The following is a 17,176-nucleotide window of genomic DNA, read 5'->3' on the forward strand; positions in this document are numbered from 1 at the left end:
CTACGCGTCGTAGTCCTGCTCGAACCGGTCCTGCATCTCCTGGTCCGTGTCCTGGATGTCACGGAAGTTCTGAGTCCCGCGCTCCGGCTGCTGGCCCTGCTTCTGCGGGCGCTGCTTCTGCTGGCCCTGCTTCTGCTGGCCCTGCTTCTGCTGGCCCTGCTGCTGGCCACGCTCCTGCTGGCCCTGCTGCTGGCCCTGCTGCTGGCCACGCTGCTGGTTGGACTTGTCCTTCATACCCATGTGGGTTCACTCCTGTAGTGAGTGAGGTGGGGGGGCGGCCCCTCGGGAGGGACCTCGACCAGATTCACACGGGGGAACACAAGCCGCATTTCGATCAGTTACGGTGCGTAGCCCGCGCCGCTTCGTCGGCCGCCCCACCTGCGCCGACGAGTCCGGAGCTCATCCCCTGCAGGCGAGGGGCGAACCGCTTCATCTCGCGCTGGCCCACGGATCCGATGAGCGCCGGCAGATATCCGCGCACCCCCTGCATGCCGCGCAGCCACCACTGTCCGTACACATGCGCCGAGCGCCGTTCGATCCCGGCGACGATCCGGTCCACCGCGGGCCCCAGCGGGTACGTCTTGTTCGACGGCCACGGCAGCCGCTGCCTCAGCTCCCGCATGACGTCGTCCTGGTCGGCGCCACGCACCATGTCGGTGTCGGTCCAGGACAGGTACGCGACGCCGACGCGCACGCCCTGGTAGCCGACCTCGGCGCGCAGGCTGTGCGCGTATGCCTCCACGCCCGACTTGGAGGCGCAGTACGCCGTCATCATCGGCGCCGGGGTGATCGCGGCGAGCGAGGCCACCTGCAGCAGATAGCCGCGGCTTTCCATGAGCACCGGCAGGAACGCCCGCGCGGTCACCGCCGAACCGATCAGGTTGACCTCGATCACGCGCCGCCAGGCCTGCGGGTCGGAGTCGACGAACGGACCCCCGCTGGCCACACCGGCGTTGGCGACCACGATGTCGACCTTCCCGAACCGCTCCTTCACCTCCCGCGCCACCCGGCTCATCGCCTCGTGGTCGGTGACGTCGGCGTACCAGTGCGCGCTGTCGCTGTGCAGCCGCTCGGAGACCTCCTTGAGAGCCTCCTCCTCCAGGCCGACGAGCGCCACCTTCGCGCCGCGCGCGGAGAGCTTGCGCGCGAGCAACTCGCCGACGCCGCGCGCCGCTCCGGTGACGACGGCGACCTGACCTTCGAGGCTGACCCTGCTCATGCGCCCTCCTTGATGTGCTGCGCGGGGGTGTTCCCCGGGACGGACTCGGGGGTGTTCCCCGTGATGTATGCGGTGACGAGTTCCCGGATCTTGCCGGTCACCAGTTCCGGAGCCTCGATGGGGGTCATGTGGCCGACGCCGGGCAGCTCGGTGAGGCCGACGCAGTGGGGCAGTCCGGCGACCAGTGCGTGGGCGTGCACGGGCGGCGTGAGCCGGTCGGACGCGCCGTGCACCACTTCGGTGGGCACGTGCAACTCGCGGACACCGTGGTCGAGATCGAGCGCCGCGAGCACGGCGGCCCAGGCGTGGCGTACGGCGCGCGGGCAGGCGTGCACGATCCGCGCGCACGTCTCCACCATGTGCGGGGCGGAACCGGAGCCCATGGTCGCGTACTTGAGGATGCGCTTGGCGACCGGCGTGACCGGGCCAAGGGGAGCGCGCGAGCCGATAATGCGCCCGGTGATCCAGGTGCGCACGCGCCCGGCGCGCAACGGCACCACCCGCGACTCCGTGACCAGCCGCGAGCTGCCGGTGCTGCACAGCAGGACGGCCGCGGCGTGTTCGCGGAAGCGGGGCCGGGCGGAGGCGGCCATGACCGTCATACCGCCCATGGAGTGCCCGACGATCAGGGCCTTCTCCTCGTGGGCGAGAGTCTGCGCGAGCACCGCTTCGAGGTCGTCCGCCAGCGCGCCGGTGGTGCACGCGGGGCTTGCGGGACTTCGTCCGTGCCCCCTCTGGTCGTACGCGATCACCCGGTGGTCCACCGCCAACTCCCGGATCTGCGCGGCCCAGAAGGAGATCGAACAGGTCCAGCCGTGGGAGAGGACGACGCAGGGCGCGTCCTCGGGCCCGTGCACCTCGACGTGCAACCGCGCGCCGTCGGCGGAGACGACGGTCAGTTCGCGGGCGGGGACGGGCGGGGCGTAAGGGCCGAGGGCCACGGAGGTGATTCGACTCATGCGGCGGCCTCGCTCTTCTTCCCGTCGATCTCGTCGATCTCGTCGATCTCGTCGGCCTCGGCGACCGACGTCTTCGTCCGCTCCCCAGCCTTGCGGATCACCTCGTACTCCGCCAGGTCCACCCGCCGGGTCGCGCGCCGGAACTCCGTCGTCGTACCCGGCCAGATGGTGGTGTTGCGGCCGCTCGCGTCGAGGTACCAGCTGGTGCAGCCGCCGGTGTTCCACACGGTCCGCTTCATACGCTCCTGGACCTGGTGGTTCCAGTTGTCGACGGCTTCGGGCCTGGCGTCGAGGGCGGTGCGGCCTCCCCCAGTGCCTTGAGGGCCTGGGGGGACCCCCAGAACGTCCAGCTGGCGCAGATAGTCGGCCATGTAGTTCAGCTGGGACTCGATCATCAGGATCATGGAGGAGTTCCCGAGGCCGGTGTTGGGCCCGATGATCGTCATCCAGTTCGGGAACCCGGCCGCCGAGGCGCCGCGCAGCGCCCGCATACCGCCCTTCCAGGACTCGGCGAGCGTGATGCCCTCCGCGCCGACCACGCGCTCGGCGATCGGCATGTCCGTGACGTGGAAGCCCGTACCGAAGATGATCGCGTCGACCTCGGCCTCGCTGCCGTCGGCGGCGACCACGGTCGACCCGCGGATCTCGGTGAGCCCGCTCGCGACGACGTCCACATTCGGCCGGGCCAGCGCCGGGTAGTACTCGCTGGAGAGCAGGATCCGCTTGCAGCCGATGCGGTAGTCGGGGGTGAGCTTGGCGCGCAGGGCCGGGTCCTTGACGGCGCGGGCCATGTTGCGCTTGGCGAGCCGTTCGACCAGGCCGAGTTCGTCGGGATGCTTGGTGAACGCCTGCACCTGGAGTTCCCTCAGGCCCCACAGCACCCCGCGCCTGACCTGGGTGGTGAAGGGCAGCGCCCGGTGCAGCCGGCGCTCGGCGCCGCTGATGGCGCGGTCCACGCGCGGCATCACCCAGGGCGGGGTGCGCTGGAAGAGCGTGAGCCGGCCGACCTCGCGCTGGATGGCGGGCACGATCTGGATGGCGGAGGCGCCGGTACCCACCATGGCGACACGCTTGCCGCGCAGGTCGTAGTCGTGGTCCCAGCGGGCCGAGTGGAACACCGCGCCGGGGAAGGAGTCGAGCCCCGGGATCTCGGGGATCTTGGGATCGGACAGCGGCCCGGTGGCGGAGACCACGACGTCGGCGGTGAGCGACCCGCGGGCGGTCTCGATGGTCCACCGCAGGTTCTCGCCGTCCCAGGTCATCCTCCTCACCTCGGCGTCGAAGCGGATGTGGGGGCGCAGGCCGAAGACGTCGGCGACGTGCTCCAGGTAGGCGCGGATCCAGCGCTGACCGGAGAAGGTGCGCGGCCAGTCGGGGTTGGGCGCGAAGGAGAAGGAGTACAGATGGGACGGGATGTCGCAGGCGCATCCCGGATAGCTGTTGTCCCGCCAGGTACCGCCGACGCTGCCGGCCCGCTCCAGGACGACGAAGTCGGTGATCCCCTCACGGCGCAGCCGCACGGCGGCCCCCAGCCCGCCGAAGCCGGACCCGATCACCGCCACTCGTACATGCTCGTGCTCGGCCATCCCGAAGCCTCCACGCATCACCTTGGACTCTGCCAGTGAATACTGGCGCAATGGGACTGTAGAGCAGCTCCGTACCGAGCGGTAGGGGGCGCGGGAAGGAAAGTTACCGGCGGTACACCATAGGCTTCGGGCGTGGCAGACGACGGCGGACGCAGTGGCGGGCAGGACGGCAGGCAGGCCGGCGGAGTACGCGAGTACCGCATGGAGGAGCTGGCTCGTCTGGCCGGCATCACCGTGCGCACGCTGCGCTTCTACCGCGAGCGCAAGCTGATCCCGCCGCCGCGCCGCGAGGGCCGTATCGCCTGGTACGACGACCACCACCTGGCCCGTCTGCGCACGATCTCGGCCCTGCTGGAGCGCGGCCACACCCTGAGCGGCATCGCGGAACTCGCGGAGGCCCTCGACCAGGGCCGCGATGTCGCCGACCTCCTCGGCGTCGACACCCCCACCGAGGAGGAGCCGGTCCGCCTCACCCCCGAGGAACTCGCCGCCCGCTTCGAGGGCGAGGTGACCCCCGAGAACCTCGCCGCCGCCATGGACCTGGGCTACCTCGGCACCGACGGGGACCAGATCGTCCACATCAGCAGCCGCCTGCTGGACGTCTCCTCCGCCCTGGTCCGCGAGGGCATCCCGCTCGCGGAGGTACTGGCGGCCGCCAAGCGCGTCCGGGAACACGCGGACGCCCTCGCCGAACTGTTCACCGGCCTGATCCTGCGCCACGCCCCCGAGGAGGACCTCCAGCGCCTGCGCCCGCTCGCCCGCAGCGTGGTGGAGGCGGAGATGTCCCTCGCCCTGGACCGGCAGCTGAACAAGCGGGCCTGAGCGACGGCGCGGCGCGCGGGCGTACAGGTCGCCGCGCCTCTACGGGTCGTCGCGTCTCTACGGGTCGCCACGCCTCTACAGGTCGTCGCGTCTCTACAGATCGCAGCAGCCCTAGAGGTCGTACACGACGGTCACCGGCGCGTGGTCGGACCAGCGCTCGGCGTGGGTGGCCGCGCGCTCCACGTGGCCCTTGACGGCCTTGGCCGCGAGGCCGGGGGTGGCCACGTGATAGTCGATGCGCCATCCCGAGTCGTTGTCGAAGGCCCGGCCGCGGTACGACCACCAGGTGTACGGCCCCTCGGCGTCCGGGTGCAGGGCGCGCACCACATCGACGTAGCCGCCCTCCTCGGCGGCGAACACCTGGGTGAGCCACTCCCGCTCCTCGGGCAGGAAGCCGGAGTTCTTGGTGTTGCCGCGCCAGTTCTTGAGGTCGGCCTGCTGGTGGGCGATGTTCCAGTCGCCGCAGACGACCACCTGGCGCCCGTCGGCGGCGGCCCGTTCGCGCAGCCCCTGGAGGTGCGCGAGGAACTCGCCCATGAAGCGGATCTTCTCGTCCTGGCGCTCGGTGCCGACCTCACCGGAGGGCAGATAGAGGGAGGCGACGGTGACGCCGGGCAGGTCGGCCTCGACGTAGCGCCCGCTGCCGTCGAACTCGGCCGATCCGAAACCGACCCGGACCCGGTCGGGCTCGCGCCGCGTGTACAGGGAGACGCCCGCGCGCCCCTTGGCGGCGGCCGGGGCGTGCACTACGTGCCAGCCGCCGGGCTGCCGGACCGTCTCGGGCAGTTGGTGCGGCTCGGCGCGCACCTCCTGCAGACAGACGACGTCCGCGGAGGTCTGGGCGAGCCACTCCACGAAGCCCTTCTTGGCGGCGGCCCGCAGCCCGTTCACATTCACCGAGGTCACAGTCAGCACCAGGGCACGATACCGGCACACTGGTCGGAGCCCGGTCACCCCGTCGCCCGCACAGAAGTGCCTGCATAGAAGTACGATGCCCAGCATGAATATACGCCGTGTTCGCTTCGACCACCCCGACGCCCTCGAACTCAACGACGAGGTGCAGGCCGAATACCACCTGCGCTACGGCGACGGCGGCGACGCCACGGTCCTCGACGCCATCGACTTCGACCCGCCCCGGGGCGTGTATCTGATCGCCTACGACGAACACGACCGGCCGGTCGCCACCGGCGGCTGGCGCAGCCAGGACCGCAACGAGGAGGGCAACGAGGACGGCGACGCCGAACTCAAGCGCATGTTCGTCGTCGCCCGGATGCGCGGCCGCGGCCTCGCCCGGCGCATGCTCACGGCTCTGGAGGAGGACGCCCGCGCGGCCGGCCGTATCCGCATGGTCCTGGAGACCGGCACCAAGCAGCCGGAGGCCATCGCCCTGTACACGTCGAGCGGCTACGCGCCCTGCGTCAAGTTCGGCTACTACCGCCACTACGAGGACAGCCGCTGCTTCGCGAAGGAGCTGTAGGGCTCCGGACGCGCTGAAGCCCCAGTCGACTTTCGCCGACTGGGGCTTCATGCTGCGTGGGGTGTTCACGAGTGGGTCTGATCAGGCACGACTCGCCAGCTGGAAGACCTTTTCCCGTGAGACGTGTGATCGTTGCCCGTCAGGCTGCGGTCAGCCACCGTGGAGGCTCCAGTCGTCGGGGCCGCGTTCGAGGCGATGGCTTCTCAGGCGTGCCGGGACCAGAAGGCGACGAACGTGATGTAGGCGATGGCGGCGGTGGCGACGAACCAGAAGTACGGGTCGCCGCTTCGTCCGGATGCCAGGTCACCGATGAAGGCGTAGAGGTTCCCCACGGTGAGCACCACGCCCGTGCCGGCCCAGGCTCGCCCTGAGATCCGGGCGAAGCGCTCGTCGGGTTCCTTCTCGGTGAGGCCCTGGTAGGTCTCGTTCCGGCGTCCCAGCAGCACTAAGACAAGGCTGCAGACCGCCAGGATCCCGAACGTCACCAGGCCGATAGCGAGGCGGCCCCCGAAAGCCGCGGCCACGAGGCAGACAACTCCGAGGACGAGGAAGAAGCCGGGGACGGACCGCCTGGCTGTGTTACTGGTCATCTGCTGGGTCCTCTTCGGCATGGAACATCTCCTCAACGCTGACTTCGAAGAACTTGGCCAGGGACATGGCGAGCGGCAGGGAAGGTGTGTACCGCTCGGTCTCGATGGCGTTGATCGTTTGCCGTGAGACCCCCAGGGCCGTGCCTAGCTGACCCTGGGAGAGTCCACGTTCCGACCGCAGTTTCCTGACGCTGTTTCGCACATGTAAAGCTTACTTGTCACCCCTCGTCGGTTGTCAAGCTTGCTTTACAGACAGGGCGGGGCTTGCAGGGCGCCTCGGGCGCCGTGCTGGTGGTCAGCCCGGCAGGAAGGGCGAGTGCATCCCCAGTCGAAGAACAGAAGGAGTTCAGGGTCCACAGGCGGATGGTGGTTGCGGTGTCCCGCATCAGTCCGGGGATCGGGGCCACCATGTCGGCAAGGCTGGCATGCCGGGGGCGGAGGTCAGGTCGGCAGGACTGCGCGCGCAAGGGCGGCTTGCCCTCAACTGCCAGACAGGGTTGTGCATTTGGCTGTCTGGCATGGCTGGCGTTCCCTACGATGTCTGGCGTTGCGCCGACGTGCTGGCGGTTCGGGGAGGGCTGATGGTGTCCGGTGAGGCGGTTGCGGTCGAGGGGCTGCGCACGGCTGTGGACTTCTATGCCGACAAGGCCGCGCGTCTGCGGCAGCAGCGGGTGGATCTGGAGAAGGAACTGGCCCAGGTGGATGCCGACTTGGCCAGCGCCTCCGCTTCTCATGACCATCTGGCAGCCGCCTTGGAAGAGATCACCGCTGGAGCGGAAGCCGGCCCTGAGGCCCCTGGCGACCGGCCCGGTGATGAAGACGCCGAAGCACAGGGACCGGCGTCAGACGAGAACGGCGCGACGGGTTCCGCAGATTCTCCACAGCAGGGCGCCACGACGCCGCGGAACCTGCAGCTGGGTCAGCAGGTGCTGCAGGTGCTGGCCACGGCGGGGCGGCCGTTGCGGGTGAAGGAGATCACGGAAGCCATCGGAAGGCCGGTTTCCGGAAAGCAGGGGGCGGCCGCGATCGAGACGACCCGCAAGACCTGCAAGCGGCATGTCTCACAGGGCCGGGCTGTCGAGCCCGAGCCCGGGGTCTTCGCGATCGCTTCCGCCGGCAGCGGGCACGTGAAGGGGGCCGCCTAGCGACTGCGCCCTCATGAGCGTCCCCTCCTCCCATTTGCGGGGAGAAGGGGACGGGCTCCGTTGAGCTTGCACCCTCTTCGGAACCTTTGACGTGGACCCCTGATAGTGGCTCACGCTGTTCCCGAGGCTAGAGCAACTGTGCTCGCCTCGGGGGCGCGTGGCCTATTTTGTCGTTCCCTGCGCCGGTGAGGCCCGGGGACGGAAGGGCCTTTTCCCATGCGTATGCGGCATTCCCCCGCTGGAGGGGTACAGCGGCACGGCAAGGAAGTTCTCCAGGCGGGCGACAGTGGCGACGTCGGGCCAGCAGCGGCCGGCGATCAGGTCGGCGATGGCCTGCCGGTTGACCCCCGAGCCGGCGGCGGCTTGCCGCAGGCTCCGCCGCTGGGTCTTGAGCACAGCTTCGAGGGCGCGGGCGATGCCCTGAACGACATCGGCGGCGGAGTCGTCGATCCCTGCGTGGGGCCAGGATTCCGGATTGTCGGCAAGCTCGCGCGGCGGCCTTTTTCGGGCCAAACCTCCCACCATGTCGATGCACTCCTTTCCGTGAAGATCGGCTTCGACCCCTTCACTGGCTGCTTGTCCAGCCAGTTTCGTTGGTCTGTGACGTTGAGCCCGGAGGTCTCCCGCCGCATCCGTGAGTACTGCCCGCGCCTCCCGCAAGCACGATGGGCACGGGTTGCCGACCAGGTGCGAGCAACCGTGGCGGCTGCCGCCCCGGCCACCTGCTACGAGGCGGGGCATCTGCTGCATGTGGTCGGACGGCTGGCCGTCTGGACCGACAGCGGCGGCCTGCCGCGGGATCCGGGGGTGTGGCTGCGCACGGAGACGATCGACGCGTTCGTGCTGTCGGGTTGCGCGGGCATGGACGGCTCGACGGTGCAGACCTATCGGTCCTGGCTGCGCCGGGTGTGCGAGGCCCTGGTGTGGGTCGAGCGCGGGGAGGCTCCACCCGCACGGCTGTCCTCGCCCCGCGATCCGCAACCACCCTATGAACACGGGGAGTTGTCCCGACTGCGAGCCTGGACGGGACATCTTCCGGGTCGGGCCCGGGCGGACGGGCTCGCGCTGATGGCGTTGGGGGCCGGATGCGGCCTGGCCCCCGGAGAGGTCGTGCCCGTCCGCGGGGATCACGTCCGGGTCACCTCCAGCGGTGTCGCGGTGCTGGACGAGAACATGCTGGGGCGTCTGGTGGCCTGTCACACAAGGTGGGACAGTGTGCTGGCCGAGTTGGCCGTGGAGGCGGGTACGGGTTTCCTGTTCCGGCCGGGCCGGAAGGTGGCCGCGGCCAAGAACCTCGTCTCGTCCTGGCCCCAGCGACACCGGCCCCCGTCCGGTCTGCCGCCGCTGTCTGCCCGGCGCCTGCGCTCGACGTGGATCGTCGGCCTGCTGGCCGAGGGCATCAGCCCGTCCGTGGTCGCCGAGGCTGCCGGGATGACCTCGCCGGCCGGGCTCGCTCCTTACCACCGCTGGGTCCCGCCCCTGCCCAGGGAGGAGGTCATCCGGCTGCTGCACGGGCAACGCCCGTGATGCCGCGGCCCGCCCGGGACGAGCAGGCAGCAAGGGCCCTGCGACCCCGTGTCCGTCCCGGGAAACTGACCCGGATCGAGGATTCCAAGGTCGGCCAGATGCTGGCTCTGCTGGACCGCTCCGGAGTCCCGCAGCAGCTGGAGGAGCTCCTTGCCGGGCGGCCGGGACCGGCGGGAGTGCGGCCGCGCACGGTCCTGGCGGGGCTGTTGCTGTCCTCCTACCTCACCGGCCGGGCCACCATCGCCGAAGCGTGGCGGATCCTGCACTTCCGCCTGGAGCCCCGGGCCCGCACCTGGCTGGGCATCCCGCAGGAACCGCCAGCCACCGCGCGGGAGTCCATCGCGGCCAGCCGCCGCCTCTACCGGGGCTTCAACCGCATCACCACCGTGCTGGACCCAGCCCGCTGCAACCGGCGTTCCCGCCTTCCCCAGCCTGTCGCCGACGCTTACGCGGATGCCTGGGACGTCCCGTCCGGACGACAGGCCGCCGAGCGGCTCCAGCAGCTGGCCAACCAGCTGGTCCTCACCCCCGTCCGCCTCGCCCAGGCCCGCGGCTACCTGCGCGGCTGGCGCGGAGACGTGGGCGTGGATGCCACTCCGATCCCGGTCCTGGCCCACCCCGACAGCGAACGCACCGCAACCGCCTCGGTGGAGATCACCGCGGGCTGGCACTACAGCGGCGGCTCCGATGAGCCCACCTTCGGCTACAGCGCCAGCTTCGTCGTCGCCGCCCACCGCCGGCGTCCCGGAGAGAGCGCGGGCAAACCGCTGGCCTACCCGCAGATGTGCGTCGGCCTGGTGCTGGACACCCCGACGGTCCGCACCGGCGCCAACGCCGTCACCGCGCTGACGCAGCTCGCCGAACTCGGCCTGCCGACCGGGACCTGCGCGGCCGACCGCGCCTACACCGGATGCGCACCCGAGAAGTTCCAGATCCCCGTACGCCGCCTCGGCTACCGCCTCGCCCTGGACTACAAGGTCGAGAACCGGGGACAACAAGGCAGCTGGCAGGGCGCCTTGCTCATCGACGGCTCCCTGGCCTGCCCCCACATGCCGCCCGCGCTGACCCGCGCCACCCAGGGCGCGGACGATGCCACAGTACGTCTGCCGCCCGAGGACCTGCGAGAGGCGATCGAGGAGCGGGTGCCGTACTTCCTCAAGACCAAACAAGGCCCCGATGCCCGCGGCGCCGTCCGGCTCCACTGCCCGGCAGCCGGTCCGTCGCCATCGGTGAACTGCGCTCGCCGTGACCGGCTCTTCCCCCGCAATCCGCGCGGTTCTGGACCACCGCCGGCCGTCATCAACCTCGCCGACAGCCGTGCACGAGCAGCCCACCCCGCCGCACGGCCCACCGTCCAGCTCCCCGACGGCGAATGGCGCACCACTCCATCCGCCAAGGAGCTGCCGGCTGTCTGCGGCAAGTCCGACATCACTGTCCCCGCCGACGCCCGCGGTGACCGGCTGGTCGCGAAGTTCCGGCAGGACGACCACTACCTGACCAGCACCTGGACCGCGTCCTACAAGCCCATCCGCAGCCACAACGAAGGGATCCACGGCCGCCTCAAGGGCGAAGAAACCGACATCGGGAACCCGAAACACCGCCCAGCACCAGGCCAGGTCGCCCAGACCCTCCTGGTCGCCATCATGGTCACCGCCGCGAACCTCGACATCCTCGAAACGTGGCTCTACCAGCACACCGGCACCCACCTCACCCACAGCGACTACACAGCGATCCCCCCACCGGCCGGGCCGGACACCAATCCGCCCGCAACGACAGGACGTCCACCCCCGCCCAACGGATGACCCACCCGCGAAACAACCGCACAGACTCGTGACGGCCAGCCCCGGACCCCCGGGGCTGGCCGTCACGCTCACACAACCGCACGACAGCGAGTGAACGCGCTCACACCTGCGTTCTCCCGCCATCCACCACCCCGAACAACCTCGAACAGGCACCGGAAACGACAAAGATCCCGCCGATCATCATGATCAGCGGGATCTCGTCAACCGAACCTGAGCTAACTCAAGAACGGCCCTGCGTGGACCTGAGGGGATTTGAACCCCTGGCCCCCTCGATGCGAACGAGGTGCGCTACCGGACTGCGCCACAGGCCCTTGCAACGAGTGAAACTCTAGCATCCCCGTCGGGGTGCTTGGAAATCCGTTCCCTGACTGGTCAGAGGCGGGCTTCCGGCGGGGTGACGGCCGTCACTCGTTGGCCGCGCGCGGACGGTCGCCGTCCTCGTACTGGTCGAAGAGCGGCGTGCGTCCGCGCTCGCGGGCACGGCGCGCCGAGGCCGCGCCGGGAGACCCCTCGCGCTGGGGGTCCCTCCCGCTCGAGCGAAGCCGAGAGTGGGGGAGCGTCCGAGCGTGGGGAAGGGAGTCGCCGCGGTCGTCCGCCGGCTTGCCCTCGGACGCGGACGCCCCCGGCTCGGCCTCCGCCGCCTGGCTCGCCTCGTGTTCCGGCGCGACGGAGCTGGAACGCGCCGAGCTCCATGTGTCGGGCGCCCCCAGGTCCACGTCGGAGGTGGCCCGAGGCGCGACCGGCGCGGTCACATAGGTGGGCAGTGGCACCGGGACCGGGTCCCAGCTGTCTCCGCGCCCGGGCCGCCGCTGCCGCTCACGCTGCTGGTCGACCCACTCGGCATGGTCGGTCTGCTCGACGAGGGCGCGGCGGTCCGCGGCCAGCGCGGAGAGGCCTGCGTCGGCCTCGGCCTCCGCCCCCTCCTCGGGTTCGCCGGCTCCGGCGTCCGCGTCAATGGGCGCGCGGCGCCGCGGCTGGCGCTCACGCAGCCGCTGGGCCGCGGCCTCGGCCTGCCGGCGGTCCATCTGGTACGCGAAGCGGCGGCGCTCCTGGGTGCGCAGATGGGCGATGTAGGCGCTGAGCATGACGGCGGGCACGCCGGGCGCCCACAGGAAGGCGAGGCCGCCGACGGCGGCGACGACCGCGCCGAGCGTGAAGGCGAGGAAGAGGACCACGGTGGTACGCCGACGGCGCGCGAGCACCTTCGAGCGCTGGGCGCGCGCCGCGGCCGCCTGCGCCGAGGAGTTCCGCCGAGCGGCCGGACCGCGCTTCTGCGCGGGCAGGGACGCGGATGCCTGCGCGGGCGCGGTGCGCGCGGACACCCCGGTGGAGTGACGCGCGGGCGCGGAGGGGGACTTGGGCGCCGGAATGACGGCCTGGTCGCGGGCCGGCTCCGACTGGCGGGGCACCTCCGGTTCCGCCTTCGCGCGCACCTGACGGCGCGTCGGAGGCATGGCGAAGGCCCGGACGTCCACCGAGTCGGTGGCGGCGTCCGGATCACTGGCGTCCGGCTCCCCCTCCTGGGCGGAGCGCGCCCGCAGGTCCCTGGCGTACCGGCGCTCCATCCCCGCCCGTCCGGACAGCAGCCGGATGGCGGTGCTGAAGCGTTCCGTCGGACGGGCCTCGTTCAGCTCGTCCTGCCTACGGAGCCACATCGGCACCAAGTAGGCGGCCCAGGCCCCGACAATGACTGCGTAGATGAGGCCGCTGCTGCTCACGTCTCACACGGTAGAGGGGTTTGCGTGAGGCCATCCGCCAATTGGGCCGGTGTGTCGCACGATCTGGCTGATATTTCCAGCTTTTTTTGCGACCGATGCGATCAGCACACCGTCGAAGTCGCGAATTGAATGCCCCGAGACGGTCGTCGGCCGATCAATTTCGAACACATATTCAATTTCCGAGGCTAGGCGGGATTCCGCGGAAGGTTCTGCGGCCTCCGCGGCGCATCCGGCGCCCGCGGCGCACCGGACGGGTCCTCGGCGTCGGACCCGCGCGCAGTGCGCGCCGCCCTCTGGGAGCGTGCCCGCTGCCAGCGTCCGAGCAACCCGTCGGGCACTTCTTCCGCCGTGAGCGCGAAGACGAGGTGGTCGCGCCAGGCCCCGTCGATGTGCAGATAACGCGGGCGCAGCCCCTCCTCGCGGAATCCGAGTTTCTCCACGACCCGGCGGCTGGGCCGGTTCTCGGGGCGAATGCAGACCTCGATGCGGTGCAGCCCGACGGTGCGGAAACAGTGGTCCACCACGAGCGCGACGGCCGTCGGCATCACCCCGTGCCCGGCCACCGCCTCGTCCACCCAGTAGCCGATGTGCCCCGAGCACATCGATCCCCAGGTGATCCCGGCGACCGTCAACTGGCCGACGAGCCGCCCCTGGTACTCGATGACGAACGGCAGCATCCGGCCCGCGTGGGCCTCGGACCGCAGATGCCGGACCATCTGGCGGTAGGTCGGCCGGTGCGCGATCGGCCCGCTCGGTGTGGGCGGCGGAATGGTCGCCTCCCAGGGACGCAGCCAGTCCCGGTTACGCCGGTTCACCTCACGCCAGGCCCGTTGGTCGCGCAGCCTTATCGGCCGGAGGACGACGTCTTCGTCCACCAGCACGACGGGCCAGGAAGGGCTGTTCAGCTCGCACCCCCGCTGCTCGGTCTGGGGTGGTCCCCGCCGCGGATCTGGTCGACGGCGTGGACCAGCAGGGGCTCCAGCACGGCGAGGCCGTCCTTCACGCCGCCCGTGGAGCCCGGCAGATTGACGATCAGGGTCCGCCCCGCCACCCCGGCCAGGCCCCGGGAGAGCGCGGCGGTCGCGACCTTCGCCCTTCCGAACGCCCGGACGGCCTCGGCGATGCCCGGCACCTCGTAATCGATCACCGCGCGGGTCGCCTCGGGCGTGCGGTCGGTGGGCGAGACGCCGGTGCCGCCGGTGGTGACGATGACGTCGTACCCGGCGTCGACGCCCGCGCGCAGGGCCGCCTCCACGGGATCCCCGTCGGGGACGACCCGGGGGCCGTCGACCTCGAAACCGAAGCCCGTCAGGCCGTCGAAGATCAAGGGGCCGCCCTTGTCCTCGTAGACGCCCGCGGCGGCCCTGTTGGAGGCGGTGACCACCAGAGCGCGGTAGATCATGCCCGGCTCCAGTCGCCCGACTTGCCGCCCGTCTTCTCCTCGACCCGTACGTCCGTGATGACCGCTCCCTTGTCGACCGCCTTGACCATGTCGATCACGGTGAGCGCGGCGACCGTCACGGCGGTGAGGGCCTCCATCTCGACACCCGTGCGGTCCGTCGTCTTCACGGTGGCCCGGATCTCCACGGCGTCGTCCGCGACCGACAGATCCAGTTTCACACCGGACACCGACAACGGGTGACACAACGGGATCAGGTCCGGGGTGCGCTTGGCGCCCATGATGCCCGCGATGCGTGCGGTGGCCAGGGCGTCTCCCTTGGGCATCCCCTCACCGCGCAGCAGCTCGACCACGCGCGGCGAGACGAGGACACGGCCGCTGGCGCGAGCGGTGCGCGCGGTCACGTCCTTGTCGGACACGTCGACCATGCGGGCGGCGCCCGCCTCGTCGATGTGCGTCAGTCGGTCCTGCGCGGAGGGTCCGGGGGTCTGCCCCCGGAAAGGCTCAGTCATGCTGTGTGGCGCTCCCGGTCCGGGCCCGTCGCGGTGCGGTGCACGGGCCTGCTGTGCGCGACACGGTACCGCCATGTCGGCGCGCGCACCGGGGCAGCACCCCCTGGAGCCCCGGCGCGCGGGCACGCGCGCGTGCGTCAGCCGAGGAGCACGACCTCGACCTCCGTGCCGGGCTCGGCGGATGCCACGTCCTCGGGAAGCACGATCAGCGCGTCGGCGTGCGCGAGCGCCGCGATCAGATGGGAGCCGGAGCCGCCCACGGGGGTCACCTCGCCGTCGGCGTACACCCCGCGCAGGAACTGGCGGCGCCCCTTGGGCGAGCCGAGCGCCTCGTCCGCCCTCAGGATGGCGCGGACGCGGGGCCGGTGGACGTCCTCCAGGCCCATCAGGGTACGGATGGCGGGGCGGACGAACAGCTCGAAGGAGACGTACGACGACACGGGGTTGCCGGGCAGGGCCAGCAGGGGCGTGTGGTCGGGGCCGATGGAGCCGAAGCCCTGGGGCTTGCCGGGCTGCATGGCGAGCTTGCGGAAGTCGATGCCGCCGCCCGCCTCGTCCTCGTCGCCGGCGTACGACAGCGCCTCCTTGACGACGTCGTACGCCCCGACGCTCACGCCGCCGGTGGTCACCATCAGGTCGGCGCGGACGAGCTGGTCCTCGACGGTGGAGCGGAGGGTGTCGGCGTCGTCGGCGACGGCGCCCACCCGGTAGGCGATGGCGCCCGCGTCCCGCGCCGCGGCGGTGAGCGCGAAGCTGTTGGAGTCGTAGATCTGGCCGTGGCCCAGTTCCTCGCCGGGCTGGACGAGTTCGCTGCCCGTGGACAGGACGACCACGCGCGGGCGCGGGCGCACGCGTACCGTCCCGCGGCCGATCGCGGCGAGCAGCGCGATCTGCGGGGGGCCGAGGATCGTCCCCGCCTCCAGGGCACGGTCGCCGGCCTTCACGTCGCTGCCCTGGGCGCGCACGTGTGCGCGTGCCTCGGCGGGGCGGTGCACGCGTACGTTCCCCTCCGCGCCCTCGGGGGCCAGGCCGCGCGCCCGCATCCCGCTCACGGGTCCCTCGCCGAGTCCGCCGTCGGTCCACTCGACGGGGACGACGGCCTCGGCACCCGGCGGCAGCGGCGCGCCGGTCATGATGCGGGCCGCCTGGCCGGGTCCGACCCGGACCGGGTCGGCCGAGCCCGCCGCCACGTCCCCGACGACCTCCAGGACGGCCGGGAACTCCTCGCTGGCACCCGCGACGTCCGTGACCCGCACCGCGTACCCGTCCATGGAGCTGTTGTCGAACGGCGGCAGGGAGATCGGCACCGTGACGTCGTCGACCAGGACGCAGCCCTGGGCGTCGAGCAGCTGCAGCTCGATGGGTTCGAGGGGACGGACGGTGGTGAGGATGTCCTCCAGGTGCTCGTCCACCGACCACAGGCGGTCCGGGCCGGCGGGGCGGGTCGCGGCGCTGCTCAACGTTGCTACATCTCCTCGGCTACGTAACTGCGAAGCCAGGTCCGGAAGTCCGGGCCCAGGTCTTCACGTTCGCACGCGAGTCTGACAATGGCACGCAGATAGTCACCGCGGTCGCCGGTGTCATAGCGGCGGCCCTTGAAGACGACGCCGTGCACGGGGCCGCCGACCTTCTCGTCCTGGGCGAGCTGCTGGAGGGCGTCGGTGAGCTGGATCTCGCCGCCCCGGCCCGGCTCGGTCTTGCGCAGTATGTCGAAGATGTGCGGGTCGAGGACGTACCGGCCGATGACCGCGTAGTTCGACGGGGCGTCCGCCGGGTCCGGCTTCTCGACCAGACCGGTCACCTTGACCACGTCGCCGTCGGCGGTGGCCTCCACCGCCGCGCAGCCGTAGAGGTGGACCTGCTCGGGCGCGACCTCCATGAGCGCGATCACGCTGCCGCCGTGCCGCTCCTGGACCTCGATCATGCGCTGGAGCAGCGGGTCGCGGGGGTCGATCAGGTCGTCGCCGAGAAGGACGGCGAAGGGCTCGTGGCCGACGTGCGGGGCGGCGCACAGCACGGCGTGGCCGAGGCCCCTGGGGTCGCCCTGGCGCACATAGTGCATGGTGGCCAGGTCACTGGACTCCTGCACCTTCGCGAGCCGGCCGGCATCGCCCTTCTTCTGCAGGGCCGATTCGAGCTCGTAGTTGCGGTCGAAGTGATCCTCCAGGGGACGCTTGTTGCGTCCGGTGATCATGAGAACGTCGTCGAGACCCGCCGACACGGCCTCCTCGACCACGTACTGGATCGCGGGCTTGTCCACGACCGGCAGCATCTCCTTGGGAGTGGCCTTGGTGGCCGGCAGGAACCGGGTACCGAGGCCTGCTGCGGGAATGACAGCCTTGCTGATCCTGGGGTGCGACTGAGTCATGCCCGCAACCTTATCCGGTGCCTTCATGGGGATTCTGTGGCTCCGATTACTT

General features: G+C 70.9%; 19 protein-coding genes and 1 tRNA gene. 5 read left to right on the forward strand and 15 right to left on the reverse strand.

Annotation, left to right across the window (positions count from 1 at the left end):
• The 4 genes from AVL59_RS43685 to AVL59_RS43700 form a co-directional block, all read right to left on the reverse strand.
• Entirely contained in the window at positions 1-240 is a 240-nt protein-coding gene (locus AVL59_RS43685) for a hypothetical protein (RefSeq protein ID WP_067315466.1), read from the reverse strand.
• Between the two features lie 94 nt (positions 241-334).
• Positions 335-1,219 (reverse strand): SDR family oxidoreductase, encoded by an 885-nt coding sequence (locus tag AVL59_RS43690; protein ID WP_067315469.1) that lies wholly within the window; start codon positions 1,217-1,219, stop codon positions 335-337.
• Positions 1,216-2,178, reverse strand: a complete 963-nt coding sequence (locus AVL59_RS43695; protein WP_067315471.1) for an alpha/beta fold hydrolase — start codon at positions 2,176-2,178, stop codon at positions 1,216-1,218. The genes AVL59_RS43690 and AVL59_RS43695 overlap by 4 nt, the downstream gene beginning before the upstream one ends.
• Positions 2,175-3,764 (reverse strand): flavin-containing monooxygenase, encoded by a 1,590-nt coding sequence (locus tag AVL59_RS43700; RefSeq protein ID WP_067315474.1) that lies wholly within the window; start codon positions 3,762-3,764, stop codon positions 2,175-2,177. Before AVL59_RS43700 ends, AVL59_RS43695 begins: the two co-directional genes overlap by 4 nt.
• A 201-nt stretch (positions 3,765-3,965) precedes the next feature.
• Here AVL59_RS43700 and AVL59_RS43705 point away from each other — a divergent pair, with 201 nt between their 5' ends.
• Positions 3,966-4,586 carry a MerR family transcriptional regulator gene (locus AVL59_RS43705; protein WP_067318471.1) on the forward strand — a complete coding sequence of 207 codons (621 nt, stop codon included), beginning with the start codon at positions 3,966-3,968 and terminating at the stop codon, positions 4,584-4,586.
• A 111-nt stretch (positions 4,587-4,697) separates the two neighbouring features.
• Here the strand turns inward: AVL59_RS43705 and AVL59_RS43710 are convergent, their stop codons facing one another.
• Positions 4,698-5,501 (reverse strand): exodeoxyribonuclease III, encoded by an 804-nt coding sequence (locus AVL59_RS43710; protein WP_067315477.1) that lies wholly within the window; start codon positions 5,499-5,501, stop codon positions 4,698-4,700.
• An 85-nt stretch (positions 5,502-5,586) separates the two neighbouring features.
• Between AVL59_RS43710 and AVL59_RS43715 the strand changes: the two genes are divergently transcribed.
• Positions 5,587-6,063, forward strand: coding sequence for a GNAT family N-acetyltransferase (locus tag AVL59_RS43715; protein ID WP_208870546.1), 477 nt, complete (start codon positions 5,587-5,589; stop codon positions 6,061-6,063).
• Positions 6,064-6,266: 203 nt separating this feature from the next.
• On the opposite strand, the gene AVL59_RS43720 is transcribed toward AVL59_RS43715, so the two are convergent.
• Together AVL59_RS43720 and AVL59_RS50085 are read right to left on the reverse strand one after the other, a co-directional pair.
• Positions 6,267-6,653, reverse strand: a complete 387-nt coding sequence (locus tag AVL59_RS43720; RefSeq protein WP_237281626.1) for a hypothetical protein — start codon at positions 6,651-6,653, stop codon at positions 6,267-6,269.
• Positions 6,643-6,855, reverse strand: a complete 213-nt coding sequence (locus AVL59_RS50085; RefSeq protein ID WP_079146911.1) for a helix-turn-helix transcriptional regulator — start codon at positions 6,853-6,855, stop codon at positions 6,643-6,645. The genes AVL59_RS43720 and AVL59_RS50085 overlap by 11 nt, the downstream gene beginning before the upstream one ends.
• Positions 6,856-7,171: 316 nt before the next feature.
• Between AVL59_RS50085 and AVL59_RS43725 the strand changes: the two genes are divergently transcribed.
• Complete coding sequence (locus tag AVL59_RS43725) at positions 7,172-7,798, forward strand: hypothetical protein (RefSeq protein WP_159400027.1); 627 nt, start codon at positions 7,172-7,174, stop codon at positions 7,796-7,798.
• 162 nt (positions 7,799-7,960) lie between these two features.
• Here AVL59_RS43725 and AVL59_RS43730 read toward each other — a convergent pair whose 3' ends face one another.
• Entirely contained in the window at positions 7,961-8,323 is a 363-nt protein-coding gene (locus AVL59_RS43730; RefSeq protein WP_067307611.1) for a helix-turn-helix domain-containing protein, read from the reverse strand.
• Positions 8,324-8,497: 174 nt separating this feature from the next.
• Here AVL59_RS43730 and AVL59_RS51125 point away from each other — a divergent pair, with 174 nt between their 5' ends.
• Together AVL59_RS51125 and AVL59_RS43740 are read left to right on the forward strand one after the other, a co-directional pair.
• Entirely contained in the window at positions 8,498-9,325 is an 828-nt protein-coding gene (locus AVL59_RS51125; protein ID WP_237281627.1) for a hypothetical protein, read from the forward strand.
• 98 nt (positions 9,326-9,423) lie between these two features.
• A complete protein-coding gene (locus tag AVL59_RS43740; RefSeq protein WP_067317649.1) occupies positions 9,424-11,127 on the forward strand; it encodes a hypothetical protein in 1,704 nt (567 codons plus the stop codon).
• A gap of 237 nt (positions 11,128-11,364) precedes the next feature.
• Here the strand turns inward: AVL59_RS43740 and AVL59_RS43745 are convergent.
• The 7 genes from AVL59_RS43745 to galU all read right to left on the reverse strand — a co-directional run bounded on the left by AVL59_RS43745 (position 11,365) and on the right by galU (position 17,124).
• Positions 11,365-11,438, reverse strand: a tRNA-Ala gene (locus AVL59_RS43745).
• Positions 11,439-11,531: 93 nt separating this feature from the next.
• Positions 11,532-12,845, reverse strand: coding sequence for a divisome protein SepX/GlpR (sepX, locus tag AVL59_RS43750; protein ID WP_208870547.1), 1,314 nt, complete (start codon positions 12,843-12,845; stop codon positions 11,532-11,534).
• Positions 12,846-13,030: 185 nt separating this feature from the next.
• Positions 13,031-13,726 (reverse strand): GNAT family N-acetyltransferase, encoded by a 696-nt coding sequence (locus AVL59_RS43755; RefSeq protein ID WP_208870548.1) that lies wholly within the window; start codon positions 13,724-13,726, stop codon positions 13,031-13,033.
• Positions 13,727-13,746: 20 nt separating this feature from the next.
• On the reverse strand, positions 13,747-14,247 hold the full coding sequence (locus AVL59_RS43760) for a MogA/MoaB family molybdenum cofactor biosynthesis protein (protein WP_067315486.1): 501 nt from the start codon (positions 14,245-14,247) through the stop codon (positions 13,747-13,749).
• Entirely contained in the window at positions 14,244-14,756 is a 513-nt protein-coding gene (moaC, locus tag AVL59_RS43765; protein ID WP_067315489.1) for a cyclic pyranopterin monophosphate synthase MoaC, read from the reverse strand. Before moaC ends, AVL59_RS43760 begins: the two co-directional genes overlap by 4 nt.
• Positions 14,757-14,893: 137 nt before the next feature.
• A complete protein-coding gene (gene glp / locus AVL59_RS43770; RefSeq protein ID WP_067315492.1) occupies positions 14,894-16,216 on the reverse strand; it encodes a molybdotransferase-like divisome protein Glp in 1,323 nt (440 codons plus the stop codon).
• A gap of 5 nt (positions 16,217-16,221) precedes the next feature.
• Positions 16,222-17,124, reverse strand: coding sequence for a UTP--glucose-1-phosphate uridylyltransferase GalU (gene galU / locus AVL59_RS43775; protein ID WP_067315494.1), 903 nt, complete (start codon positions 17,122-17,124; stop codon positions 16,222-16,224).
• Between the last annotated feature and the right edge of the window lie 52 nt (positions 17,125-17,176).

The sequence above is a fragment of the Streptomyces griseochromogenes genome, assembly GCF_001542625.1.
Taxonomy (GTDB): domain Bacteria; phylum Actinomycetota; class Actinomycetes; order Streptomycetales; family Streptomycetaceae; genus Streptomyces; species Streptomyces griseochromogenes.